The organism is Paraburkholderia fynbosensis (assembly GCF_902859935.1).
Taxonomy (GTDB): domain Bacteria; phylum Pseudomonadota; class Gammaproteobacteria; order Burkholderiales; family Burkholderiaceae; genus Paraburkholderia; species Paraburkholderia fynbosensis.
This window is the reverse complement of the sequence record NZ_CADIKI010000033.1, coordinates 1-25,736: the sequence shown is the minus strand read 5'-3', so window position 1 is coordinate 25,736 and position 25,736 is coordinate 1. Positions and strand designations below refer to the sequence as shown.

Below are 25,736 nucleotides of genomic sequence, written 5' to 3'. Positions count from 1 at the left end.
CTTGATTCGAGAGACTGCGATGAGCGGGCGCAGTCTCTCGTGGATGGCCGACTACCGCGGCATCGGCTTGTCACGGCTCATCAGACCCGACCTCGTTGAGCTCCGGTAGCTCGTCCGCCGTTGCGTCCGGCTGCCCCGCCGCGGTTTCGTGAGAACGTTCGGGCGACTTGACCACCGGATTCGGCAGCTTGCCGATGCCCTCGTCAATGCGCTCCAGCAGATAGGGGAAGAACGGATTCGATGCGATCCGGAACATGGAGTCGAGCGTCAGAATCAACGTACCGCGTTCGCCTCGCGGGGCGAGCGTGCCCAGATTTTCGTTGAAATTTTCCTCGTCGTTCGGAGCGATGCCATAGAGTGCGTCCGTCACCGGGAACGGAATCGCGACGTGCGACAACGAAAAAATATCCTGTGGATACTCGATGTTCAGAGGCGTGACATGCGTCTCCACTTGACCCGCATCGACACTGCGCGCGACGGTATGGCTCGAATCCGGCGACGCGTTTGCGATGACCGTGGTGCGATAGTTTTGCGGCCCGGTGCGCAGCAATCGTGAGAGCGCGGTGTACGACGCCACGCGCAGAAAGGTTCTGAATCTCACACTGCGATTCACGTCGAACAACACGACTTCACTGCCGTTCTCGGGAAGCTGATCGTAGAGCGACGACATCACCGCCGGCGTGCTGACGGTGAAATCGGTCACGGACTGGAACGTCAGCACCGGCGGCAAGGCAAGCAGCCTGTTCTCACGATGCAGCCGGTTGATCTGATCCTGAATCGTACTCGTGAGCAGGTAGGATTGACGCGCGCCGTTGACCGGAAATGAGTTGTATTTGAACGGATTGAACTCCGGCACGATGCCGAGCCAAGCGGCCCGCGCGAATGCCGGGAACACCGCAGGCAAGCCGGCCAGTCCGGCAAAGCGGGCATAACGGGTCACGCCGATCATCGGTGAGATCAGCACGACGCGCGTCGGACGCGAGAGCGCAGGATTCTCGATGGAGTCCAGCGCATATTGCAGCGCCAGCGCGCCGCCGTTCGAGAAGCCGACCAATTCGAGCGGCTTGTCCGGACCGATACGCCGGCGCGCTTCGCGCACCGCGAGCCGCGTCGCGGCGGCCCATTCACGCCATTCGACGCGCGTCAGCCCGGCCGGCACCGTACCGTGTCCCGGCAGACGAATGCCGATTGCGACAAAGCCCCGGTCCCGGTAGCGGCGCGCAATATGGCGCAAGCTGAAAGGCGAATCCGTCAGGCCATGCAGCAATACCACCGCGCCCACGGGCGGCCCCGATGGTTCAAGTATGTACGAGCGGTTCCAGTTCTCCGCGAACTGCTCCGGATAGATCGGCGAGCCTTTGTAGTAGCGGTTCGACGGCACGCGCTCGGCCGGTCTCAGTTTCTCGACAACATTGACGCGCACGTCGTTAAAAATCCGCGCCTCTGCCTTCATATAGGCGTTCCAGTCGCCGGCGTCCATTTCCTCGATCGTCATTTCGCGCGGCACATAGGTATGCCAGACCGACAAGTCCGGAGCACGCTGCGCGTACCATGCGCGCATCCCTAGCGCGGCGATGATCAGCAGAACCAGAATCAATGCACTTATCTTTATTACCTTCAGCGACGTGCGTAGCATTCGTGCTCTCTTAGTGAGGATTGCACATTCTCGCAGGCTTGGCGCTTGCGTCTTGTGCTCATGCCGCCACCTCGACGGCGTTCAAGGGCTCGAGCGCCAAGCCTCGGCTTGCAGTGTCCGTGGTCCGATCATACGCGCCGGTCGGGCCTTGCAGCGGCCTGCAAGGCGAACGTCGTTCATCGAGCGGACTGAGCGACGCTATGAAAGAGCGCCGCGATGGTTTTTCCGGTCTGGCTGCGATCACGGCGCGCGTTCGTTGCCTGTTCCCGCCTGGATATCCTAAGGTCTTTTATCCATCCGTTCAAACTCTCGCGCAGACCGATGAATCGCTTCGGCGCTCGCAATGCACTTTTGACATTTGCATAGGAGGCCATGGGTGCGATGAACTGAGCTGCGAAGGGCGCAGGCGCCGCGATGGGCAGTGCTGGAAGGATGAATGGGGTGACCGGTCTCGCGCCTTGAATGCAAAACGCGACGTGACGACAGCGGAAGGCTTTCACATGGCGTCGCCTTGCGGCAAATCACTCTCGACCCGCAGAATCGGATAGCTTTTTGTAATGCGGCAGCAGACACTCAAGCCCATGCCGTTAGATGGCCGGACGACTCGATAGTCGACCCGCCCGGCTTGATGCAAAGCGCGTCGACACGCGCCGCGAACGCGGACGGGGCGCGATGCACAGACCACTCCGTGCCCCGTCCCGACGTCTTACTGTCGCCCGCCCCTGATATTGCCGGCCACCCCACCCGCCGCACCGCCGATGAGTGCGCCGGTCCATGCGTCACCGCCCGAGATCGCCGCAATGCCCGCGCCGCCGGCCGCGCCGATCGCCGCGCCGCTCATCGTTCCCTGTTGTCGCGCGCTCATGTCCGTACATCCGACGACGACCGCGAAAACGCCAATGCCCATGATCCATCCAAGTCGTTTCATGATCGTCTTCCTCATTGGTTTTTCTTCAGGCCGGGCACGACCATTTCAAACCACAGGGTCTCAATCACCGGGTGCTGGATTCTCGTCGGATTCGCGGCGTACCAGTTGTCGAGCCCCTGGCGCACGCTGTCGAGAGATTGACCTTGCATGCCTTTCGAGAAGCGCGGCGCGATATCGTTGCTATGGGCGGCCGCGTTGCCGGCGTAGGCGCGCTCGATTTCGAGCATATTGGCGACGCCGACGAGATACGCCTTCTTGGCCTCCGGCGACGACGCGACCCACTGCTCGCCTGTCACAATCGGAATGCTTTCTGCGCGGGCGTTATTGCCCATCAGGGCGAACGACAGACAACCGAGAGATAACAGCGTTCGCCATTGTGGTTTAGTTGCCATCACGTACTCCATGGAAGTTATGTGCTCCAGCAGCTTGCTGCCGACCGTCTCCGGCGGCGCCGATCGAGTTGTGTCGAGGAATGGTCTGGGGTCTGTTGGGGTCTCCTTGTTCAGACTCGACTCACGCAGTGAAGTCATTCGCTCCGGCGTTACCGGACTGCTATTCCAACGACGCCAGGTGACAGATGTTCACATGGATAACTGGCATTGATTGCGGATACGACCGGCCGGCCGGCATAGTCAGTTAACCTGAACAACCGGCGCGATATAGAGTCTAGGGCCGTTTCCTATAATTTCCAAGGTCATTTCCACCCGGTCGAAACCGCAGAGGACCGTATTTGCCTCGTGTCACAATTCAATACAATTTGGTCTGGAAGGAAAGCGGCGCCGGTCAATCGGGGAAACAAGAAACTGTCACTCGTGCATACCGCGTTGAATTCAGTTCCAGTAGTAGCGAAAGCCGCTGATGACGGAATATCTATAAAGCTGTAAGAACTCCGATTGCGGGTTGCCGACGTTCCATTGGCCGAATGCAAACAACTCGGCGGAGGGACCCAATTTGTAGGTAAGTGACAATGCCAAGTTTCCTCCAAATGGCATATCGAATGCCTGGATATACCGCAGTGTCAGATCGAGTCTATTGAACAGGTCCGTGCGGCCCAGCTGGACTAATGCATAGCGTTGTCCGAGCAAGCTCTGCTGCGGGTTCAACGCCTGGCCCAACAAACCGGCGGCCGCGGCGTCGCCCATAGCAAGCGCGGTGTTGCCAGAGCGGATCGCATTCTGATACGCACGTCTCTCGCCGCTCGTGTAGCCGTCGCCGTTATAGAGCAGTTCCAGTGTCTGGGTCCATCCGGACAGCAGCGTGTAGCTTGCGCCCAGCAGCGCACTGACGCGCCATGCGCTGTCGCGTGTCTGATTCTGCGAGAGCGTCCAGCCCGCTGGCGCCGTTGCCTGTTGTTCGGCGAATAGCGCGTTGCGCCCCTGCCCCACCGACGTATCGCCGTACAGCAACAGCGCATCCGACACCGTCCACGTGCCGTATGCGCCGAGCCGGTCCACGCCATTGTCGCGATGCGACACAAGCGCGCTTGCCGACACCGAGTCGCCGGTCCAGTTGACCTTGATCGCCGTGACCGGGGAGAAGTAGGCCTTCGTTGCATCGCGCGTATCGACGTGAAAGTTGCTGATGCCTTCGACACTCCACGACGGGGTGATCTGCGCGCTCGCACGCACCATATCACGGCCGAGTTGCTCCCTGACAGGGTCGGTCCTGCCCGTTTCCGCAAAGAACGGATTGCTCGGCGACAGTAGTATCGCGCTGCCCCATAGCAGCACGCCGCGGCCCACTTCCAGGTTCACGTTGCCGGGCATCTGGCATGACAGCCGCCCTTCGTTCAGGTAAGCATCGGTCGACGCGCGGGCGCCCGCGCCCGGCGTGCTGCCTTGCCAGACGAAGAACCCGCGCGGCTTGAGTTGCAGATAGCACGGATCGACCTTGAGCGTCAGATCCACACGAGGATCGATTTCACCCTGGGTTTCCGGCAGCTTCGCTATCTGGTTGTCCGGATTGGCCAGCGAGCGCCGGTTTAATACGGCGCCCGTCCCAAAGCCGACAATCTGCGTGTGATGCTGAAAAGCAATGCCGCCGAACGCGCCGCCGTCCTGCCCATCGGCCGCCGATGCCGGCCCCGAGATGCCGGTGCAAGCCAATGCGAATGCATGAAACAGGCCGAGCAGGATGCGCGGCCTGCGCGACTCGCAACATCGCCGCCCCCCGGCGCGTTTCAGCTTCATCACTTCGACAACCTGCGATCAGGGACGATTCAGCGAACCGAGATTGAACGTGTCGGCACCGAATTGCTTCGTCCGCACCTCGCTGTACTGCAATAGCGAGAAGTTCGACTTTTCAATCGTGTCCTGAATGCTCATCTTGCTGATGAACGGCTGTGCTTTGCCGTCGATGTCGAGCCGGTTGTTCATTTCGAACACGGCCGTCTTGAAGAGCTTTCCCGAAACCGTATAAAACTCGGCCTTCAACGGCACGAGATGCGACACGGAAACGTAGTAGACGATCCGGTCGTAGGTGACGAATTTGTTCTTCGCGACCAGGTTGAGGACGTAGGCGTCTTCGCCGTTCACCTGCTCGGTACGCAGCACGGTTGCGTCGTAATCTTTCGCGTAGTTGGTCGAAGCGATATCGCCGTTCGACGCGGGACCGACCATCTTCTGGCGCGTCGAAATGAACACGGGCTTGGTCAGCGTCGGCTTGCCGAACCACATGCTGCGGCCATTCTGCAACAGGCGGCTACCCGCTTCCCGCGGAGGATACGTGGCCTGCGCAAGGCTGTCTTCGCCGCTCGCGCGGACCATGTAAGTCCTTCTGTCGATCGGGCCGCCGGAATCCTGGCCCGTGATATCGATGGTCCATTGCACGCCGCTCAGCCCACCGCCGCGCGCGCGATCACTTGCCGCGACGATCTGCGCGGCGTCCAGGGTTTCCGTTGCCGATGCACCGACTGCAAAGGACGCGCTCGCCACAAGCAATGAAGCCAGCAGAAGAATGGATTTTTTATAACACTGCATATTCGCGATGGCTCATTAATCAACAATAAAGCGGGCCGCGCCGTCACACGAAGCTCAGTGCGTCGACGACTTCGATACGGGTTGCGCGATAGGCCGGATAAGCCGCGCACAGCACGGCGAAAAAACTCACCGCGAGGGCGATCGCGCCCATGCGCAGCCAGTCGAGATCGATCTGCAGCAACACGCGATCGGACGAATTGGGTGGGGTATAGCCGATCCCGGATGCGTTAATCGCACACGCGGCGGCTAGCGTGACGACGAGCCCGAGCAGACAGCCCAGCAGCGCAATCCAGAGTCCCTCGAACGCGAATAGGCGAATCACACCCGCATTGGTCAACCCCAGTGCGCGCAACGTGCCGATTTCGCGTGTGCGCTCCACCACCGCCATCGACATCGTGTTCGCCACGCTCATTGCGGAGATGACGAGCACGATGCTCGCAATGAACGAGAAGATCATGTCGAACAGCCCCTTCACCTGCGTATAGAAGCTCGACATTTCCTGCCATGTTCTGATCTCGACGTCGAAACCTCGGGCGCGCAGTCGATGGAGAAGGTCCCGCTTCGCCCGCTGCGTCAATGCCGCGTTGTCGAGCAGCACGATGAAGCGTTCCACCGAGTCGGTATTCATGAGCGACTGCGCGAGTCCCAGACTGGTCAGCACATACTTGTCATTGGTGCCCGCGCTACCCGTATTGAAGATATCGACGACATCCGCATCCACCGCATTCGCCTGGCCGTCGATGGTCGATGCGAGCAGGCTGAACGTCTCGCCTTTGCGAAGATTGAGCAGCCTGGCGAGATCCGACGACACCGCCACGCCTTCTTGCCGGTGCCGGTCGAGCCGGCCGCCGGCGTCGCTCTCGTCGGCCGCGCCGAGCATGTCGTTATGTTCGGCGACGATGCCTTCGCCGATGAACACGGTCGACGCCTCACCGTTCGAAATCAGGCCGTTCAGACTCAGGCGCGGCGACACCAGCCTCGCACCGGGTTCGTGCATGACGATCGCCTCCAGTTTGCGGGCTTCTTCCGGCGTGAATAGATAGCGCTTCGGCTGCAGCTTGCCTTCGAGCAGGAAGCCACGTTTGAAGATAGTCAGATGCCCGAGCCGCTCGCCCATCACGGCCTGTTGCTCGAGGCCCGCGTACACATTCGCGATGTAGCCGCTAAACAGATTGATCGCGGCGAGGCCGAGCGCGATCGCCGCGAGCGTGACAACACTCCGGCGACGGTGGCGGAAAGCGTTCTTCAGTGCAAGAACCAGCGAATGCATCAACGTTTGTCTCCATCACGCACGTGCCCGTCGCACAGGCGTATCGAGCGGGTCATATAGCTCAGCGCGCGCTCATCGTGGGTTGAGAACACAAAGGTCACGCTATGTGTGCGGTTCAGCCGCTGGAACAATTGCATCGCGGCGTGCACGTTACCGCCGTCGAGACTGGCCGTCGGCTCGTCGGCAATCACGAGCGACGGCTTCGCGATCAGCGCGCGTGCAATCGCCACGCGCTGCCGTTGTCCGCCGCTCATGCGGTCCGGGCGCTTGTGGTGATGCCCGTCGAGCCCCACCTCATCGAGCAGTTCGCGCGCCTGTGCGGTCTGCGCGGCACTCGTGCGTCCGCCAAGCCGCAGCGGCAAGAGCACGTTGTCGAGCGCATCAAGCACGGGGATCAGGTTGTAGCTCTGGAACACGAAGCCGATCGACGACTGACGACGTCGCGCGTACCCGGCTGCACTCAGGCAGGCGGTCGGCTCGCCCAGCACTTCGATCGCTCCAGTCGACGGCTTGTCGAGCAGGCCGATCAGATTGAGCAAGGTGGTCTTGCCGCTGCCGGACGGGCCGACGATCGCCAGCATCTCGCCGGCCTGAACATCCAGATGGATATCGGCAAGCGCGTGGATCTGGCCATACGTCTTGCCGACGCCCCTCAGACGTACGACCGGCGCCGCACAACTCGCGGCCGACGCGATGTCCGCGCCGGGCAGCGCGGTTTCACGCGGTTCGAGTTTCACGAGTGTCCCCAATGTATTTGCGAAGTCGAACCGGAAGCGGTGCGGGCCGCTATCGCGTGCGGGCTTGCGGCGGCACTGCCGATCGAATCGACGGAGCCACCTGGGACAAACGACCCGATAGGCCCATTGGGCAGCAGATAGACCTTGCCGCGGCGCCCAGGCTCGTCGACATGACGCAGCGCTTTGCCAACGGCTTCGAGCGGATAGGTCGCGGCCACTTCCGCATGCAGTACGCCCGCGCGCAGCAGCAGGACGGCTTCCGCCATCAGTGCGTCGCGCTGCACGAGCGTCATGCGCGACAAACGCTGCGTCAGCCAGAAGCCTTTGAGGACGATGTCCCTGAAGATCAGCGCGTCGCTATCGAGTTGAATCGGCTTACCGGACAACATCCCGTAGTTCACGATCGAGCCGCCGCGTTGGAGCAGCGGTGCGAGGCGCGCGACACCATCGCCGCCGACCGCGTCGAGCGCGAGCACCATCGGCGCACCGCCTGTCACGGCCTTGGCCGCCTGCACCAGTTCGGGACCGTCCACGATGGCGGCATCGCCACCAGCCGCGCGAACCTGCGCGATCGCATCGGCGCGTCGCACGACGTTTACCGTGCGCAAGCCATCGTGACGCGCGATCTGCATTACCGCGCGGCCGACGCCCGACAGCGGCGCCGTCTGTACGATCCACGCGCCGCGCTCCAATGCCGCGTGACGGCGCACCAGTTCGAGTGCCGTGCACGCGTTGACCTTGAGCGCGGCGAGTTGCAGCGGATCGAGATCCGCCGCGACCTTGAACACTTGCGACGCGGCGAGTCGTTTCTGCTGACACCAGTTGTCGTTGCCGACCAGGATGACCCGGTCCATCGCCAACTCGTGCACCGATGCACCGCAATCGACGACCCGCCCCACGGCTTCCAGGCCCACGCTGGCGGGTAACCTCGGCAATTCGCCGTAGCGGCCGGCGAGCCGTGCGAGGTCGGCGGAATTGACCGTGCAAGCCTCGACGTCGACCAGTACCTCCCACGCCGACGGCGCGCCGGGAGCCGCGCTTTCACAGCAGCGCGCCACCTGCGACGGCACGCCGAACCTGTCGAAACGAATCTGTTTCAAAAGAGCCCCTTGCTGATCGGCGCGACGGCCTTCAGTTCGACCAGCAGGCGAACCGTGCGGTCAATCTGTTCGCGCGTGTGAGCGGTGTTGACGAAGAAGCGCAGGCGCGCGGCGTTGCGCGGCACGACCGGAAATATCATCGGGAACGTGAAGATGTTGTTCTCGAACATGCGCGCGGCCATCCATAGCGCCAGCTCGGCGTCGGGCAGCATCACCGGGATCACAGCCGAGCCTTCGCTGCGCCCGACGTTCAAGCCCGCGAGCCGCGCCTGCGCGCGGAAATAGCCGGCGTTCTCCACGACGCGCCGCGCGCGTTGCGGTTCGTCGCGCATGATGCGCAGCGCCGCCAGTCCGGCCGCGGCGTTGGCCGGCATAGGCGACGCAATGTAGAGCCCGAGGCCCGGTGCGTAGTACTTGAGCATCGTGATCAGCTCGCGGCGCCCGGCGACATAGCCGCCAATCGTCGCGAAGGCCTTGCTCATCGACGCGTAGTGAATGTCGATGTCCGCGCCGTTCAGCCCGAAGTGATCGACGACGCCGAAGCCGCGCGCACCGATCACGCCCATCGAATGCGCTTCGTCGACCATCAGCAGCGCATGGTGACGCTTCTTGATTTCGATCAGCCGCGGCATATCGGGGATATCGCCATCCATGCTGAACACGCCTTCGGTCAGGATCAGCACCCTCTCGAAGTTGCTGCGATGCTCGATCAGCAGCCGCTCGAGCGCGTCGCAATCGTTGTGCGCGAACGCGAAGCGGCGCGCGCCGCTCAATTTCGCACCGACCAGCATGCTGTTATGGACCAGTTCGTCGTACAGCACCAGGTCCTGCTTGCGCGCGAGGTAGCCGATCGTCGCGACGTTGGTGCCGTAGCCGCTGACGCCAAGCACCGCGTCTTCGACGCCGAGTGCGTCGGCCAGCTCCCTCTCGAACTCGGCGAAGAGAGGAATCTCGCCCATGATGATGCGGCCGGACCCGGTCGAAGTTCCGTAGTCGTCGATTGCCTGTTTCGCAGCAGCCTGCACGCGGGGGTCTCCCGACAGGTCCAGATAGTTGTACGACGAAAAATTGATCATCCGCCGACCGGCCACGTCGACCTCGGCACTGACCACGCCGGCGTGCTCGCGGAACATGTTCCACTCGTAGCCCTGCTTGTCGTAGTACCAGCGCGTGTTTGCGTACTCGCGCAACTCCGGGAACTGCGCGAAGTCGTAGTGCTCCGGACCGGTTGCGACCTTCGGCGCCACCGCGCGCGCGGCCTGCGCCTCACGGTCCACCAGCGCGCCCCCCTGTTTGCCGAGCAATCTGGCGCGCAGGCGCTCGACGTGAATATCAGAACTCATCTTCAACTCTCTTTGAGATTGCCCGGGCAAGCGCCGCTCGCTGCAACGTCATGCGGCTTGGGCGGCCGGCGCGACGGCGTCGCCCGTGTCGCCCCAGCCGAAAGCGTTGAGCGCCTTGTCGACGATCGCGCGAATCGTCAGGTCGTCCAGAATCTCGAGCACCGACACGCTGATGCCGAGATCACGGCTGAGCAACAACTGGATTTCGGTGGCCATCAGCGAATCGACGCCGAGATCGAGGATCGGACGGTCGACCGGAATCGCCTCCGGAGCGGTTTCCAGCTCGTCGGCGATCAGCGACGCGACGAGACTCGCCAGTACCGTGAAGCGGTCGGCAGCCGGCAGCTCCGCCAGTTCGGCGCACAACACGGCGGCGGGATTGGCGTCCGGGCTCGCGTCGGCGGCAATCAGTTCGGCGTAGCGGGGCGACTGCGCGCCAAGCGTTTCGTAGCGTCCCCATTCGCTCCAGTTCGTGATCAGCGTGACGCCGAGCTGCGTGAGCTCACGCGACATCGCCCTTTCGAGCCAGTGCAAAGCCTCGGCCGACTCCATGCCGCGCAGCCCCATATAGCGCATGAACTGTTCAAGCTTTTCGTCACGCGTTACTACGCCGACATCGGCAATCGCCCCCCAGTTGATGCTGGTCGCGGGCAGCCCGAGCGCGCGGCGGTGCCATGCGAGGCCGTCGAGAAAACCGTTCGCGCTGACATAGCTGGCCTGCCGGCTATTGCCGACAAGATTGGCGATCGACGAATAGAGAACGAAATGATCGAGCGTCATCTCGCGGGTCAGCTCGTGCAGCAACCTCGCGCTCTCGGCCTTCGCGTTCATCACCGCAACAAGGTCCTGCGGGACCAGCTCTCCGATCGGCTGGTCGATGATCACCGCCGCCGCATGGAACACGCCGCGCAGCGCAGGCGCCTCGGACGCAATCGTGGCGAACAGGTCGCGAACCTGACCTTCGTGCGCGAGATCGCACTTCACGCAGACGACGTTCGCACCGCGCTCACGCAGTTCGTCGAGGAAAGCGCTCCGCTCGGGCGTGTTCGCGCCACTGCGCCCGGCCAGCACGAGGTGGCGCGCGCCACGCTCCACCATCCAGCGCGCGGTCTTCTGACCGAAGCCGCCAAGGCCGCCCGTGACGAGGTAAGTCGCATCGGGCCTGAAAGTCATCGCTTCGAGCACGTGCACCGGCAACGCGGTCAACGCATCGTCGAAACTGACGATCAGTGGCAGGTCGGAATCGGGCAGCGCGAACTTCCTCGTAGCGAGATCGACGATCGACACCGACAGGCTTTCGGCCCGGGCGAATTCGCCACTACGCGCGCGCTCGACGGCCTTGTGCAGCGCTGAGGCAAAACGGCCGGCACGCTGCGTCAGCACCGACAGATCGGCGCGTACGATCGACGATGCCGAATTCGGCACGGTGAATGCATTTGCACGCCGTGCGGTGTCTATCAGCACGCCGCCGGGGGCAAGTGCACGCCAGCCGAAGGTATCGGCCCATGCGGCGAGTGGACCGACAATCGCGTCGAAGCCCTTGCCGTTCGTACTGCCTGCGACCGCCGCTTCGAGCGCGGCATGAGTGCCGGCGATCGGCGTGCAGCGGGCCACCTGCTGCGCGTTCGTGGCGTCCGGGCGCGCGAGCAGCGTCGTATGGATGCCGCGCCGGCGCAGCGCAGCGTGCACCGACACGCCGAGTTCGTCCGCTTCGACGAGCACGCGAGCGTGCTCGTCGAGATCGGCCTGTTCGATCACGCGTTCGGACACGGCCTCACGCACCGTTGCCAGCAACAACGACGCCGCGGCGACGTCGTCGGGCACCTCGACCAGATGGAAGGCTGAGCGCGGGCCGCGAATGTGACTGGCGAATTCGGCAGGCGCAAGACCGTAGACCCGCTGCCCGGCGTGCAGGTCGGCCACTTGCGCGCCGATGCTCTGGACCGTTGCCACGACTTCCACGAAATCCGCATCGAGCGAGTCGCCGTTCGAGTCGCGCAACGCGCGCATCGTCAACGCGACACAATCGACCTTCAGTTCGATCTCGTCGTCGCGCAGCGGCAGGCGGGCGATCTCGATCAGTTTGACGCTGCCTGCGCTTTCTTCATGCTCGCCGACATGACGAACCTGGACTGCGCGCTCGGCGCTCAGCGACATCGGCTCAATGCGCGGCTGCGCGAGCACCGGACTTACCGCAAGTCGGCTGAAATAGCGGCGACCGCGGCGGATCGCAACTTCGTCTTCCGGCGCGTCGCACAGCAATTCGAGGATCGCCGCATCGAGATCGTCATCAGCGGCGGACGCCGGAATGTCGACAGTGCTGAAGCGCATGCCTTCGAGTTCGTTGAAGGCGACGCGAGCGAAACCATTCAGCGCGCACTGCGCGGGTTGCACCGGCGCATCATGCTCGGTGACGCTGAACGCATCACGCGTGAGCACATAGGCGCGCGGCCGTTGCGCCACCGGCAAGCCTGCCAGCTGCCGCGTGACCGCGTGCATGAAAAGCAGCGCCTGCGTGCCGGTTGGATCAGCACCGTCGAGCTTCGCATTCGCGCCGTGGACGAACACGACGCCATGCAGCGTGCCGGCGGCTTCCAGTGCGCGGGCGATGTCGTCGGCCGAGTCGGAGCGCGCGGTCATTCGCACACCCTCGACGTCGAACGATGAACCCGCGCTGAGCCGCGCGCAGATTCGCGCGCCGAACGCTTCCAGGCCGCCCGCCAGGCGCTCGGCCAGCGCCGCCGTATCACGCGCTTGCACGATCAGCCAGTGACCGAGACGCCTTGGCTCGGACAGGCGCCCGGCATCGCTCCATTCATAGCGCGGCATCTGCAGCTTCACCGGATCGCCGTGCGCGTCGGTACGCTCCACCTTTGCCGACGACGCGCTCACGCGCAGCCCGCGAATCACCGCTAGCACGCGGCCCGTGTCGTCGACGATCGTCAGGTCGGCGTCGACGTGATGCGGCGTGGCGTTGACCTGCACCGCATCGCACCAGTAACGATCCGGCAATGCAGGCGCGAGCAGGCGCAACTCCTTGAAGCCGGTTGGCAGGAAAGTCGATTCGTTGTCGTCGAGCATGCTGACGAGCACCTGGAAGCACGCGTCGAGCATCGCAGGCTGCGCGCAATAGCCGGTGCTGGCCAGATCGGGGCCGCGCTCGATCAGCGCGAGCACGCGCCCGCCTTGCGGGGCGATACGCAGTGACCGCACCGACTGGAAGTGCGGTCCATATTGCAAACCGATGCGTGACAACTCGCGATAGAACACCGCCGGGTCCCGTTCGACACGTAGCGTTGCCTTCAGCGATGCCAGATCGACATCACGGGCTTCCGCCGACTCCAATGCTCCGACGCTGCCAGTGAGATGCAATTGCCCATCGCCGATCTTGCCGCTTTCAAGGCTGCGAATCGCCACGCGGCGCGTGTTGCGCTCGTAGCTGGATACGTAGTCGATCGCGCGGTCCCCGGAGATCACCAGCGGCGCGTGGATTTCCACATCGTTGACGCGCCAGCCCGGCGCGTCTGGATGCAGCAACGCGGCGATTTCGAGCAACGTTTCGACATAACCCGCGGCCGGCATGATCGACGTCCCCATGACGATGTGGTCTTTCAGATAGGCGAGGCCCTGATGCTCGAGATCGTTGACCCACACGTCGGGCGCGGGGTATTGCTCGCAGCCGAGCAGCGGGCGCTCGGTCGTGCCGACGCGCTGATGGACCGCGCGCTCGGTTTCGACCCACGCACGTTCGCGTTGCCACGGATAGTTCGGCAGGACGACGGCTTGGCCCAACCCATTGAGCGGCGTCCAGTCGATCTCGCAGCCACTCGCGAACACGTGCGCCACGGCGCGATGCAGGCGCACGCGCTCCGCTTCGTTGCGGCGCAGTGTCTCCACAAGCTGGATCTGTTTCGCGCACGCTTTTGCACAATCACGCAGCGCGCCCGACAGCACCGGGTGCGGTCCGATTTCGACAAAGGTGGTGAAGCCATCGTCGAGCAGAGACTGGACCGCGCCGGCAAAGGCAACCGGCCGGCGCACGTTTTGCGGCCAGTAGGTTGCGCCGAAGGACGGGCCTTCCACACGGCCGCCGGTGACCGTCGAATACAGCGGAACCGCCGGCTCGCAGGCGACGATTGCGTGCAACGACGACGCGAGTTCGTCGAGAATCGGGTCCATCAAGTGGCTGTGGTAGGGCACCTCGACATTCAGCACGCGATGGAATACCTCGCGCGTGGCAAGCTCGGCGGCGAGCGCTTCGATCGCCGTCGTCTCGCCCGACAACGTGAGCGTGCCAGGACCGTTGACCGCCGCGATTTCGACGCGCCCTTCGAACGGCTGCAGCAACGCCACGACACCCTCATGGTCCATGCCCACCGCGAGCATGCTGCCGCAGCCCGCCGTGCGCGCCTGCAGGCGGCTGCGCTCGTAGCTCACGCGCAGTGCGTCTTCGAGGCTCAGTGCGCCGCTCACGCAAGCAGCCGTGACTTCGCCGACGCTGTGGCCCACGACCGCGCCCGGCGTGACGCCCGCGGCGCGCAGCACGGTGGCGATGCCCCACTGGATCATGAAGTTCGCCGACTGCGCGTAAATGGTCCGCGTGATTTGCGATTGCGCTTCGCTTTTCAGCATTTCCGCGAGAATGGAGAAGCCGGCGATTTGCTGAAAAAGACCGTCCGCGTGGTCGACGGCTGCGCGATACACCGGCTCGTCGCGATACAGTTGCTGGCCCATCGCCCACCATTGCGGGCCCATGCCGGTGAACACCCACACCGGCAGCGGGCGGCCTGCGACCGGCTGCTGGCCGGTGACCACATGGTCGGATTTCTCGCCTTGCAGCAACGCAGCAAGCGCGTCGCGCAATTCGCCCTTGTCGGCGCCCAGCACGACCGCGCGATGACTCAGCGAAGCGCGACGCAGCGCGGCGCAATGCAGCAGGTCCTGGAGCGGAGCGTCGACCTTCGACAGCCGGTCGAGATACTGTCGCGCGAGTGCCTTGAGCGCCGGTGCGCTGCGCGTGGACAGCGGCAGGTAGAGCGGAAAGCCTTCAGGACGCGCGGCCGCCACTGTTTCGGCCGCGCCAGCGGGCGCAGCTTCCGGCGCAGAGCGCAGCACCACGTGCGCGTTGGTGCCGCCGTAGCCGAATGAATTGATTGCGACAAGGAACGGCTCGTGCGAAGCGGCAAGCGGGATCGCCTTGTCGGCCAGACGCACCCCGAGGTCTTCGAACGCAATGCCCGAATGCGGCGTTTGCAGATTGCCGAGCGGGAACGCCTCGCGATGCATTAGCGTGAGCACCGCCTTGATCACGCCGACAATGCCGGCGCCTGCTTCCAGATGCCCGATGTTGCTCTTGATCGAGCCCAGCACGACGCGCTCGTCCCCAGTGCGGCCCACCCCATACACGGAGCCGATCGACGCCGCTTCGAGCGGATCGCCGACGGCAGTGCCGGTGCCGTGACATTCCACGTAGCGCACCTGCGCCGGATCGATGTCGAAGCGTTCGCATACCTCGCGGATCAGCAAGCTTTGTGCATCGGCACTGGGCATCGAGATGCCGGGCGTGCGGCCGTCCGAATTGACCCCTGCGCCCGCGACCGTTGCGAGAATCGTGTCGCCGTCGGCCAGCGCTTTTTCCAGCGTCTTCAGCAGCACGATGCCGCCGCCTTCGCCTCGGCCGTAGCCATCGGCGCGAGCGTCGAAAGATTTGCACTGCCCGTCGCGCGACAGGAATTGCCCCTTGCTCATACCGATCGAATACTCGGGCCGCGTCATGATGTTCGCGCCGCCGACCACGGCGACGTCGCAGTCGCCCGACCAGATGTCGCGGCACGCATAGCTGAATGCGACCAGCGACGACGAGCAGGCCGTGTCGATCGACAGGCTCGGCCCACGCAGATCGAAGGCATGCGACAGGCGGTTCGCCAACATCGTCATCATCATGCCGGCCGCCGTGCTGGCGTTGTGCCGCGTGCGATTCTCGACCTGCATCAGCGTGATCATGTGATCGAGCATGAAGCCGCCGACATACACGCCGACCTTGCGACCGGCATGGGCAGGCAGATCGAGGCCGGCGTTTTCGAAGGCTTCCCAGATCAGTTCGAGCAGCAGCCGCTGCTGCGGATCGAGGTTTTCGGCGACGCGCGCGGGCAGATCGAAAAACTCCGCGTCGATCGAACGGACGTCCTGCTTCAGGAAGTTGGCCTTGTCGACATACGCCTTGCCCTTCACGCTCTCGTTGGCGCAATAGTAGCGGGCGGCGTCCCAGCGATCCGCCGGTATGGGACCGGCAGTGACGACACGTTCACGAAGGGCGGCCAGCAGCGAATCAAGATCGTCCAGCCCGCCCGGAAGGCGGCACGCCATTCCGACCACAGCAATTTCACGCATTTTTGTTATTTAAATATAAAAAGTTATCTTTTTAAAATTCCAATCATAAAAATGGACTGCAGTTTCCCCGTGCCGTCGCACTTCTATCTCAATTGAGTCTTTGTTCAATACACGTCGAAGGGATGCTCAGTTTGCGGCGCGTTATTGGCTGGGCGGCAGGCGTAGCTGTTCCTCCCGAACAACATGACGAACATGATCGAATCGTGCGTCATGCACCTCGCTTTGCAATTTGAAGCGCCATTTGGCAATTTCTGCTTCGAGAAATTTTTTACGTTGGCTCGCGGGATAGGTTGCAGCAGCGCGTTTGCGCAAAATTCTGAACGGCCTTGAAGGTTGATCGGACCCGCAAAAGGCAATTCCTCGTTGACCATTTGATGCAACGAATCCAGCCTTTTATTCATTCACTCTCATGTCCGTCGCCCGTGCGTTCAGCCGACGTCAGAATAATTCGCAGCCTATCTAATAAACATTGAAAATTCCGAAAGAAGATGCGGAATTGGGAGATGTGTCTTTACCGTCCGGTGCCGTCATTGATCGCGGCCGGTTTCTCGGATAGCGGTATTGCAGCAGCGGCCGCGCCTGGGGCGGGAAAAGCGACTTGACCGTTAGTTGCGTAAAAAGTCCGAACCGGGAGCGCACACGGCATCGACGCCGGGTCCGTTTTGCCTGCATCTACTATTAACAGTCTTTAGCTTGTATTTGCAAAATACAGCGTATAGACTGTAGCGACAATTTACAGGTTTTAGCCTGTCGTGGTGCCAACGCACCTGCCGGAGAATCGCCGTGGACTACTCCATCAAAACACTGAGCCAATTGAGGCCAATTCTGCAGGGCTTCAGAAAAACCGCCGGTCTCACCCAAGCCGCGATGGCGAGTCATCTCGGCGTGACGCAGCAGACCTACGCGCAACTGGAGGCCAATCCAGCCGCGGTCAGCGTGGAGCGGCTCGTCAAGGTCCTGCGAGTGCTCCAGGTCGATCTGAAGCTCACCCAAGCCGCTGGCGAGTCAGCCGAAAGCGCCGCCGTGGAAAATGCAGCGTCTGTCCGCGCCGCCACGCCTGTAGCAGCTCGCACCACGTCCGCACGCCCCGCAAAGAAAGCATCGGCCGCAGCAACGGGCGACGTCAAACGCAAAACGCCATCGACACGCAAGCAGACAACTTCCGCCGAAACCCCGGCGCGCATCAAAAGCCAGGCGAAACCTGGCGCGAGAACAAACACGCGGGAAGTCGGCGGCAATACCGCCTCTGAGGCCCAACGCGCCCCCGCGAAGGCGAGGCGCGTCAGCAAGAAACGGGAGAACTGGTAAGCATGGCGCGAAGCACGCAACCCAGCCGGCTAAACCTCTGGATGAACGGCCTGCAGGTCGGACATTGGGAAACGGCGCGTAACGGCGAACGTCTGGCATACCGCGACGACTGGCTCGACGATCCGCAAGGACGCCCGCTGTCGCTGTCGCTGCCTTTCACGCCGGGTAACCAGCCGTATCGCGGCCAGGTCGTCGCAGACTATTTCGACAACCTGCTCCCAGACAGCGAACCGATCCGCCGCCGGATCGCCACACGCTACCGGACCGGCAGCACCGCGCCTTTCGCACTGCTCGCCACGCTCGGCCGCGACTGCGTCGGCGCGCTGCAGATGCTGCCGCCGGACGAGTCCCCCACCAACCTGACGAGCATCCACGGCCGCGAACTCAGCGACGGCGAGATCGCCCAGCTGCTGCGCGGCACGACCTCGACGTCACCGCTGGGACAACACGATCCCCTGGAAGATCTACGTCTGTCGATCGCGGGCGCGCAGGAAAAGACCGCCCTGCTCCGGCATCGTGACCGCTGGCTGCTGCCCGAAGGTAGCACGCCGACCACGCATATCTTCAAGTTGCCACTGGGACTGGTTGGCAACATGCGAGCGGACATGCGCACCTCCGTCGAAAACGAGTGGCTCTGCTCGCAAATCGTCGCGGCTTATGGACTGCCCGTCGCCCGTTGCGAGATCGCCGGATTCGAGGATCAGAAGGTGCTGATCGTCGAGCGATTCGATCGCCGTCCGTCCAGCGACGCAACATGGATCGTGCGGCTGCCGCAAGAGGACATGTGCCAGGCGACGGCCACCTCGGCGCTCCACAAGTACGAGTCCGATGGCGGCCCAGGGATCGAGGCCATCATGGAAGTACTCTCCGGCTCCGCGCGCGCGGCGCTCGATCGGCGCAACTTCTTCATCACGCAGATGGTCTTCTGGCTACTCGCCGCGACCGACGGTCATGCAAAGAACTTCAGCATCGCGCACCTGCCGGGCAACCAGTACGAATCCACGCCGCTCTACGACGTGCTGTCCGCTCATCCGATCATCGGTGCGGGCGCCGGCCGATTGCCGGCGCAGAAGGTCAAGCTGGCGATGGCCGTGCACGGCAGGAACGTTCACTATCTGCTCAATCAGATCCAGCGGCGGCATTGGATTGCCGAAGGGCAACGCGTCGGCTTTTCCGCGGCGACCGTCGAGGGCATGATTGGCGAACTGACGGCACGCACCGACGCAGTGATCGACGAAGTGTCGTCGCGCTTGCCCACGGATTTCCCGATGGACGTGGCCGATGCGGTCTTCGATGGAATGCGCCGGTTGAACAGGAAGCTTGCGCAATCGACTTAGCCGTCTAGCGACGCAATTCCCCCGGCCCTTTGCCCGTCCAGCGCTTCAGCGCGCGCCGCAAGTTCGCCGGGTCGCTGAATCCCAACAGCATCGCGATGTCGTCGGTGCTCATCCTGGTGGTTTTCAGGTATTCGGTCGCTAGCGAGCAACGTACGTCATCGACAATCGCCACAAACGACGTGCCCTCGCTTTCCAGCCGACGCCGCAGCGTGCGGCTCGTCATCTGCAGCGCTTTCGCGACCACTTCCATGCCCGGGAACTCGCCGGGTTGACGCATCAACATCTGATACATCTCACGGATACGCTACCGACGTCTTCGTCTCGCCGATGAGCCTGTCGCACGTTTCCTGCAATAGCGTGGACGCAAACGCCGAGTACCTATGACGCAAATGTGCTGCTCGCGGCGCAGGCGATTGAACAGCCGGTTCCACAACTAGCCCGCCATGCACACTGAAACGCGTGTGAACGATCGGGCCGAACATGGCCGCCAAACTGTGTAGGCAATGAGCGGCGGACGTTCGGGAATCCGCAGTAGCACCCAACGCACGCGAGCGTCTCTTTCGGCCCGATCCGGCAGCACGCTTGCGTACGCGGCACGTGTGTTGCATCCGCTTCCTGTATGCCGCGTCAGGGCGTTCCGGAGACGATGTTGGAGATAGTCCAGTTCCTGGTCGAGACCAGCACGTAGTCTCCGTTGACGCCTAGCCACTTCTGTCCACGCGGCGGCGCATTGAGCCCATGACCACGCCAGTCGTCCATGATGAAGTTGTAGGTACGGTACTCGGTGGGAATGCGTTGCCCCTTCTTCCAGTCCCGATGGGGAATCGTCGGCATGACCTGCTGGCGGCCCATTGACGAATTGGCCATCGGCGCGCCCCCTCCCGGCGGCGGACCGGCCGCGATGGCAACGAGCGAAATGCCGGAGAGAGAAAGGGCGACGAGTTGCACAATGATCCGCTTGTTCATGATCAAACCTCCCTGCTGTGGAAGAAAGGTTAGGGTGTCACAGCGTCCAATGCCTTCTCGACGTCACCATGCCCATTCTCTCCACAGACTGCTCGACTCATGTGAAGGTAATCGTGCATCGTTGCGACACCCGCATTCATGCCATGGATAGACTGCCTGGTTATGCAATGCAAGGTTCGAAGAGTATCTGGGGCCGATACCGTAGCCAATCGAATGACTCGATGTTCATTGTATTCGGCGACAGAAATTCCGAATGCAATTACCCGACATGCTCAGGAAAGAAGTGTTAATTCGGGTTTTACTCGTAGTCGATCTGAGTATAGTAAAAGGACGTTCGACTTCAAGCCGGGATGCCCGTTGATAGCCAATAGCCCGCGAGGTCAAGCCGGCAATAGCCGGCGCTTTCAAAATGGCCGGCAAAATTTCGGCCCACTAAATCGTTCGCCAGCGGCCCTCATTTATCGCCAGGCGGCGCAGCGGCCCCAGTTGCAGTCTCGATCTGCGCGGCGGGTAGACGCCACATCCGGATGCCCGCATACGCAATCGCTATGGTCAACAGCGGACTCGCGAAGCAGAACACGGCAAAAGGCGCGTAACTCAGCGTGGATACCCCCAACGTCGCCGCCATATAGGCGCCGCAGCTATTCCATGGGATCAGCGCGCCGGTCGGCGTGGCCGCATCACCGACTGCGCGCGACAGCACCACCGGCTCGAACCCGCGCCGCGCAAACGCGGTCTTGAACATGCGCGCGGGAAGCACCACGGCGATGTACTGGTCGGCGGTGACCACGTTGGTGGCGACGATCGCCGCCACGAGTGAAGCGACCAGCGCACCGGCCGATTTCACTTTTTCGATGACCGGGCCAATCAGCCGTTCGAGCACCCCGCACTTTTCGACTACGCCGCCGAACGCCAACGCCGTGATGATCAGCCAGATCGTGTTCAGCATGCTGTCCATGCCGCCGCGTGTCACGAGTATGTCGAGCTCGGTATTGCCCGTCGACGCCTTGTAGCCGCTCGCCAATGCGAGCCATACGCCCTTGAAAAGCGCGAGCCACCCCGGCACGCCCTCTTTCGCCGACGCAAACGCGATCACACGCTCGGGGGCCACGCACACGGCGAGCACACCGCCCGCCAGCGCACCGAGAAAGATTGCCGTGAATGGCGGCATTCTGAAGATCGCCAGCAGAATCACGAGAAGAAGCGGCACGAACAACCACAACGAGATGTGGTAGGCGCCACGCATGGCTTCTACTTCGGCGCTCGCGTCGAAATCGCCGGGCTGCCCCAACAGATAGAACACGCCGAGTGAAATGGTCATCGACACGGCCGACGTCAGAAACATCTCGCGAATGTGCCGGTACAGATCGACGCCGGCTCCAGCAGCAGCGAGATTGGCGGAGTCGGAGAGCGGCGAAGACTTGTCGCCGAAATAGGCGCCCGAAATGATCGCACCGGCCGCGATCGCGGGATTCAGCCCCATGCCGTGAGCAATGCCCATGAGGCCAATGCCGATGGTGCCGGCCACCGTCCACGAACTGCCGATACTCACCGCAACGAGCGCGCAAATGGCGGCCGCGGTGACGTAGAAGTAGTTGGGATTGAGCAGCTGGAGGCCGTAATAGACCATCGCCACGAGCGTCCCGCTAAGCGCCCACGTGCCGATCAGCGCACCGACCGCAAACAGGATGAAGATCGCACCGATACCCGTGCTGACACTCGCGGCCGCGGCCTCGCCGAGAGAGGCCAGCGAATGCCCGCGACGCCAGCCGATAAACACCGCGATCATCGTCGCGGCGACGAGGCCCACCTGGTTCGGGCCGCTGGCACCGGCATCGCCAAACAGATAGTACGACAGGCCCACCAGCACAATCAGGCTGGCGACGGGGATGATCGCCTCGATCATCGTCACCGGTTCGGGTGATTCGGGCCTCTTCATTTAAGCTTGTCCCCATGTCGGCAACAACTGTGGCCCATCTGATAATGCTTCGATGAAGTCCCGTAGCGGCGCGAGCGCGCCGCCTGCTCGCCGCGACATCGGCAGGCGGGCGACGCGGCGCCAACGCGGTTCGCTGGTTAGTAGTCCACCGGATCGCGCTGGATCGGACAGGTCATGCAGTGGCCACCGCCACGGCCCCGACCGAGTTCCGCGCCGACGATCGTGATCACCTCGATGCCCTGCTTGCGCAGCAGCGTGTTGGTGTAAGTATTGCGGTCGTAGGCATAGACCACACCCGGCGACGCGCACACGAGGTTCGCACCGCTGTCCCATTGCGTGCGTTCGCGCTGATAGTCGCTGCCGCCCGCTTCCACGACCCGCAGTTTCTTGAGCCCCAGTGCTTCAGCCACCACGTCGACGAACGGTTTGTCCTCACGATGCAGTTCCACGCCACTCGGATGGCTGCTCGGGCGGTACGAGAACGTACGCGTCTTGTTCATGAAGTCCGGCGCGAGCAATACGCAGTCGCGGTCGGCGAACGTAAACACCGTATCGAGGTGCATGGCCGCGCGAATCTTCGGCATGGCCGCCACGATGACGCGCTCGGCCGCGCCCTTCTGGAACAGCGTCGCCGCCAACTGGCTGATTGCCTGGCGCGAGGTGCGCTCGCTCATGCCGATCAGCACGACGCCTTTGCCAATCGGCATCACGTCGCCGCCTTCGAGCGTCGCGAGACCATGGTCCTGAGTCGGGTCGCCCCACCACACGTTGACCTTGCCCGCGAAGTCGGGGTGGAACTTGTAGATCGACGCCGTGAGGATCGTTTCCTCATGACGCGCCGGCCAGTACAGCGGATTCAGCGTCACCCCGCCGTAAATCCAGCAAGTCGTGTCGCGCGTGTAAAGTGTGTTCGGCAGAGGCGGCAGCAGGTACTCGGTGGCCCCTGCCGCTTCGCGCGCGATCTCCAGCGCCTTGCCACCATGCGCTTCCGGGAAATCGTGAGTCGACAGCCCGCCGATCAGCGTCTCAGCGAGCTTGCGATTCTCGAGACCTTCAAGATAGCTGCGCAACTCGTCGATGAAACCGAGTCCTACCTGATTGGGGACGACCTGGTTATCGAGAATCCATTTCTTGCCCTCGGGCACCGCCACGGTTTCCGCCAGCAGGTTGTGCATCTCCAGCACTTCCACACCGCGGTCCCGCATCTTGGTGACGAAGTCGAAGTGATCGCGCTTGGCGTTCTCGACCCATAGCACGTCATCAAATAGCAGTTCATCGCAGTTGCTAGGGGTGAGCCGCTGATGGGCCAGCCCTGGTGCGCACACCATCACCTTGCGCAATTGTCCGACTTCCGAGTGCACACCAAACCCAGCATCTTTCACATCTGTAGTCGCCATGACGAACTCCATTCGTTAAATGGTGATGTAACCTGTCGCGATCCAGTAGATACCGACGACTGCGCCAATAACCGCGAGAACGAAAATGATCCAGTCGGACGCTTTGGTGAATACGGGTACGTTCTGCTCGCGTCGACACCAGAAGTAGAGCGCCGTTCCCGGCGCATAGAGAACCGCTGACAGGACAATAAATTTCATGCCCCCGGCGTAGAGCAGGAAAGCCGTATAAACCGTGGCGATGACGGCGATGATGAAATCGCGGTTGCGTTCCCCTGGCCGGACGTCATAGGTTTCCCTGCGTTTGGTCAATTGCAGGCCATACCCCGCCACCAACAGGAACGGAATCAGAGCCATCGCACTGGTCAGATTCAGCATCAGCGAAAACGCGTCCCGCGACCAGTACGTGGTGATGACAATCAACTGCACGACGATGTTGGTCGCCCACAGCGCGACCACGGGAACCTTGTTCTTGTTTTCCTTCGCGAAGGCAGACGGCATGTCCTTCGTCTTGGCGGCAGTAAACAGCACCTCGGCGCAAATCAGCGACCACGCGAGGTATGCACCCAACACCGAGACGAGCAGCCCGATACTGACGAAGACCGCACCCCACGGCCCCACTACTGCCTCGAGAACGGTCGCCATCGACGGCTGACGCATGACTGCAACGTCGGGGCGCATCAGGACGGCATAGGGAAGCAAAGTCACAAGCACCATCAGCGTGGTGACGATGATGAAGCCCGTGATTGTCGCCGCACCCACGTCGGAGCGCTTTTTCGCGTACCTGGAATACACGCTCGCGCCCTCGATGCCCAAAAAGACGAACACCGTAACCAGCATGGTCGCCCGGACCTGCTCGAAGATGCCGCCTTCCAACCCTGCGCCATAGAAATTGACCCGGAACAGCCCCATCCGGAACCCGAAGATCAGGATCAGGATGAAAACCAGGATCGGGATGACCTTCGCGACCGTGACCACGGTGTTGATAAAGGCGGCCTGCTGCACGCCCTTCAGGATCATGAAGTGGAAGAGCCATATCCCTATCGAGGCGACGACAATCGCCACGACCGTATTGCCCTCGCCAAAGACCGGGAAGAAGGCCCCCAGTGTCGACTTGATCAGCACCCAGTAGGAAACGTTACCAATACAACTACCAATCCAGTAGCCGAAGGCGGAAAGAAAGCCGGGGTAGTCGCCGAAGCCCTCTTTGGCGTAGGCGAACACACCGGCATCGAGTTCAGGTTTTCGTTCAGCGAGAGACTGGAACACTCGCGCCAGCATATACATCCCGGTGCCGGCAATCAGCCACGCAATGACGGCGCCCAGTGGGCCGGTGGCGTTTGCAAAAGTTCGAGGTAAGGAGAAAATCCCCGCTCCGACCATTCCGCCCACCACCATGGCCGTGAGCTGCATCTTTGACATTTTCTGAGCTGTGGACGCCATTCGGATTCCTTTTTAGTTACCTTGTTAACCAGGGTGGTAGTTTCGAACGTAACGTATCTATCACAGCTTCATCATGCGCAGCGCGGCGGCACTACTCTGCAACCGCCACCTGGAAAAGAATGGTACGTCGACACGATTTTGTCAATTGATTGGGAGTCAATATTACAGACGCCTCTGCGCACTGTATGACTTTACCCAGTGTCGACTCTGGCATTGACCCACGCATATCGACATGCATGACGCTTATATGTCGCCGGTTCAATCCTGGTTAATACGACAATCCGGGTCAGGCCGATTACTTGCTGGCTCGATTCGTTCGCACAGGGAAAAATTAGAAAGAGAGTCGCTGCAGGGCCGATCGCTCGACATTCAGCATGTCGACCATCGACAATCGACAAGAACTTTCGATAGGGCGACTTTGTGTTTTTATCAGCGGCGATGACTGGGAAGACGTGAATCGGGGCAATATTGGGTCGAAACCAATCACCCAACGTTCTCGCACGGACAAATCGCCTGCGCTTAATCGGCGGATTTTTCTAAACGCGAGCATTCGATGAAATGATGCGTTCCACATTTGAATCGCGGCCGGCATCTCGCGCTTCATCGCGCTGCACCATTTCACTGAACTGCCCGCGTCTAAAGCAGCTTGCTCAGCGTCAGACGCGCCTCCAGACCACCCCCCTCACGGTTCTGCAACGTCAACGTTGCATCCATCGCCAGCGCGAGTTGCCGCGCGATGGCGAGACCGAGCCCCGTGCCGCCCGTGTGGCGATTGCGCGATGTCTCCAGCCGGTAGAACGGTTCGAACACCGCTTCCAGCGATTCGGCCGGAATGCCGGGCCCACTGTCGAGCACACTGATCGTCGTCTGCCCATCGTGCACCGCCGTGATCCTGATCTCGGCTGCGCCGCCAAACTTCAATGCATTGTCGACGAGGTTGCCCACGATGCGGCGCAATGCCTGCGGC

General features: G+C 62.3%; 19 protein-coding genes and 1 pseudogene. 2 read left to right on the top strand and 18 right to left on the bottom strand.

Features of this window, described 5'->3' with window-relative positions; genetic code table 11:
* Positions 1–70: 70 nt before the first annotated feature.
* The 12 genes from HV770_RS35125 to HV770_RS35070 all read right to left on the bottom strand — a co-directional run bounded on the left by HV770_RS35125 (position 71) and on the right by HV770_RS35070 (position 16,783).
* Positions 71–1,636 carry an alpha/beta hydrolase gene (locus tag HV770_RS35125; RefSeq protein WP_175166047.1) on the bottom strand — a complete coding sequence of 522 codons (1,566 nt, stop codon included), beginning with the start codon at positions 1,634–1,636 and terminating at the stop codon, positions 71–73.
* Between the two features lie 176 nt (positions 1,637–1,812).
* Positions 1,813–2,136: a hypothetical protein gene (locus HV770_RS35120; protein WP_175166046.1), complete on the bottom strand. Its 324-nt coding sequence runs from the start codon at positions 2,134–2,136 to the stop codon at positions 1,813–1,815.
* Positions 2,137–2,342: 206 nt separating this feature from the next.
* On the bottom strand, positions 2,343–2,564 hold the full coding sequence (locus tag HV770_RS35115; RefSeq protein ID WP_121325094.1) for a YMGG-like glycine zipper-containing protein: 222 nt from the start codon (positions 2,562–2,564) through the stop codon (positions 2,343–2,345).
* Positions 2,565–2,575: 11 nt separating this feature from the next.
* Positions 2,576–3,094 (bottom strand): hypothetical protein, encoded by a 519-nt coding sequence (locus HV770_RS35110; protein WP_343048403.1) that lies wholly within the window; start codon positions 3,092–3,094, stop codon positions 2,576–2,578.
* 300 nt (positions 3,095–3,394) lie between these two features.
* Positions 3,395–4,753 carry a hypothetical protein gene (locus HV770_RS35105; RefSeq protein ID WP_175166045.1) on the bottom strand — a complete coding sequence of 453 codons (1,359 nt, stop codon included), beginning with the start codon at positions 4,751–4,753 and terminating at the stop codon, positions 3,395–3,397.
* A gap of 18 nt (positions 4,754–4,771) precedes the next feature.
* Positions 4,772–5,542 carry an outer membrane lipoprotein-sorting protein gene (locus HV770_RS35100; RefSeq protein WP_175166044.1) on the bottom strand — a complete coding sequence of 257 codons (771 nt, stop codon included), beginning with the start codon at positions 5,540–5,542 and terminating at the stop codon, positions 4,772–4,774.
* 43 nt (positions 5,543–5,585) lie between these two features.
* Entirely contained in the window at positions 5,586–6,812 is a 1,227-nt protein-coding gene (locus HV770_RS35095; RefSeq protein WP_175166043.1) for an ABC transporter permease, read from the bottom strand.
* Positions 6,812–7,549 carry an ABC transporter ATP-binding protein gene (locus HV770_RS35090; protein WP_217468688.1) on the bottom strand — a complete coding sequence of 246 codons (738 nt, stop codon included), beginning with the start codon at positions 7,547–7,549 and terminating at the stop codon, positions 6,812–6,814. The genes HV770_RS35095 and HV770_RS35090 overlap by 1 nt, the downstream gene beginning before the upstream one ends.
* On the bottom strand, positions 7,546–8,649 hold the full coding sequence (locus HV770_RS35085; RefSeq protein WP_175166042.1) for a zinc-dependent alcohol dehydrogenase family protein: 1,104 nt from the start codon (positions 8,647–8,649) through the stop codon (positions 7,546–7,548). Before HV770_RS35085 ends, HV770_RS35090 begins: the two co-directional genes overlap by 4 nt.
* A complete protein-coding gene (locus HV770_RS35080) occupies positions 8,646–9,992 on the bottom strand; it encodes an aminotransferase class I/II-fold pyridoxal phosphate-dependent enzyme (RefSeq protein ID WP_175166041.1) in 1,347 nt (448 codons plus the stop codon). The genes HV770_RS35085 and HV770_RS35080 overlap by 4 nt, the downstream gene beginning before the upstream one ends.
* 48 nt (positions 9,993–10,040) lie before the next feature.
* A complete protein-coding gene (locus HV770_RS35075; protein WP_175166040.1) occupies positions 10,041–16,382 on the bottom strand; it encodes a type I polyketide synthase in 6,342 nt (2,113 codons plus the stop codon).
* Between the two features lie 104 nt (positions 16,383–16,486).
* The gene (locus HV770_RS35070) at positions 16,487–16,783 is read right to left on the bottom strand and encodes a hypothetical protein (RefSeq protein ID WP_175166039.1); all 297 of its coding nucleotides are present in this window, start codon (positions 16,781–16,783) and stop codon (positions 16,487–16,489) included.
* Between the two features lie 382 nt (positions 16,784–17,165).
* Between HV770_RS35070 and HV770_RS35065 the strand changes: the two genes are divergently transcribed.
* Both HV770_RS35065 and HV770_RS35060 read left to right on the top strand, forming a co-directional pair.
* Positions 17,166–17,690, top strand: a complete 525-nt coding sequence (locus HV770_RS35065; protein WP_175166038.1) for a helix-turn-helix transcriptional regulator — start codon at positions 17,166–17,168, stop codon at positions 17,688–17,690.
* A 2-nt stretch (positions 17,691–17,692) separates the two neighbouring features.
* Complete coding sequence (locus HV770_RS35060) at positions 17,693–19,027, top strand: type II toxin-antitoxin system HipA family toxin (protein ID WP_175166037.1); 1,335 nt, start codon at positions 17,693–17,695, stop codon at positions 19,025–19,027.
* A gap of 4 nt (positions 19,028–19,031) precedes the next feature.
* Here HV770_RS35060 and HV770_RS35055 read toward each other — a convergent pair.
* The 6 genes and pseudogenes from HV770_RS35055 to HV770_RS35030 all read right to left on the bottom strand — a co-directional run.
* Positions 19,032–19,419, bottom strand: a pseudogene (locus HV770_RS35055) (helix-turn-helix domain-containing protein); the annotation flags it as partial.
* Positions 19,420–19,654: 235 nt separating this feature from the next.
* Positions 19,655–19,993: an RcnB family protein gene (locus tag HV770_RS35050; RefSeq protein WP_175166036.1), complete on the bottom strand. Its 339-nt coding sequence runs from the start codon at positions 19,991–19,993 to the stop codon at positions 19,655–19,657.
* Between the two features lie 454 nt (positions 19,994–20,447).
* Entirely contained in the window at positions 20,448–21,932 is a 1,485-nt protein-coding gene (nhaC, locus tag HV770_RS35045; RefSeq protein WP_175166035.1) for a Na+/H+ antiporter NhaC, read from the bottom strand.
* 137 nt (positions 21,933–22,069) lie between these two features.
* A complete protein-coding gene (arcA, locus tag HV770_RS35040; RefSeq protein ID WP_175166034.1) occupies positions 22,070–23,329 on the bottom strand; it encodes an arginine deiminase in 1,260 nt (419 codons plus the stop codon).
* 15 nt (positions 23,330–23,344) lie between these two features.
* Positions 23,345–24,769, bottom strand: a complete 1,425-nt coding sequence (locus HV770_RS35035; RefSeq protein WP_175166033.1) for a basic amino acid/polyamine antiporter — start codon at positions 24,767–24,769, stop codon at positions 23,345–23,347.
* Positions 24,770–25,405: 636 nt separating this feature from the next.
* Positions 25,406–25,736: sensor histidine kinase (locus HV770_RS35030; protein WP_175166032.1), on the bottom strand; the 331-nt coding region annotated here is incomplete at its 5' end.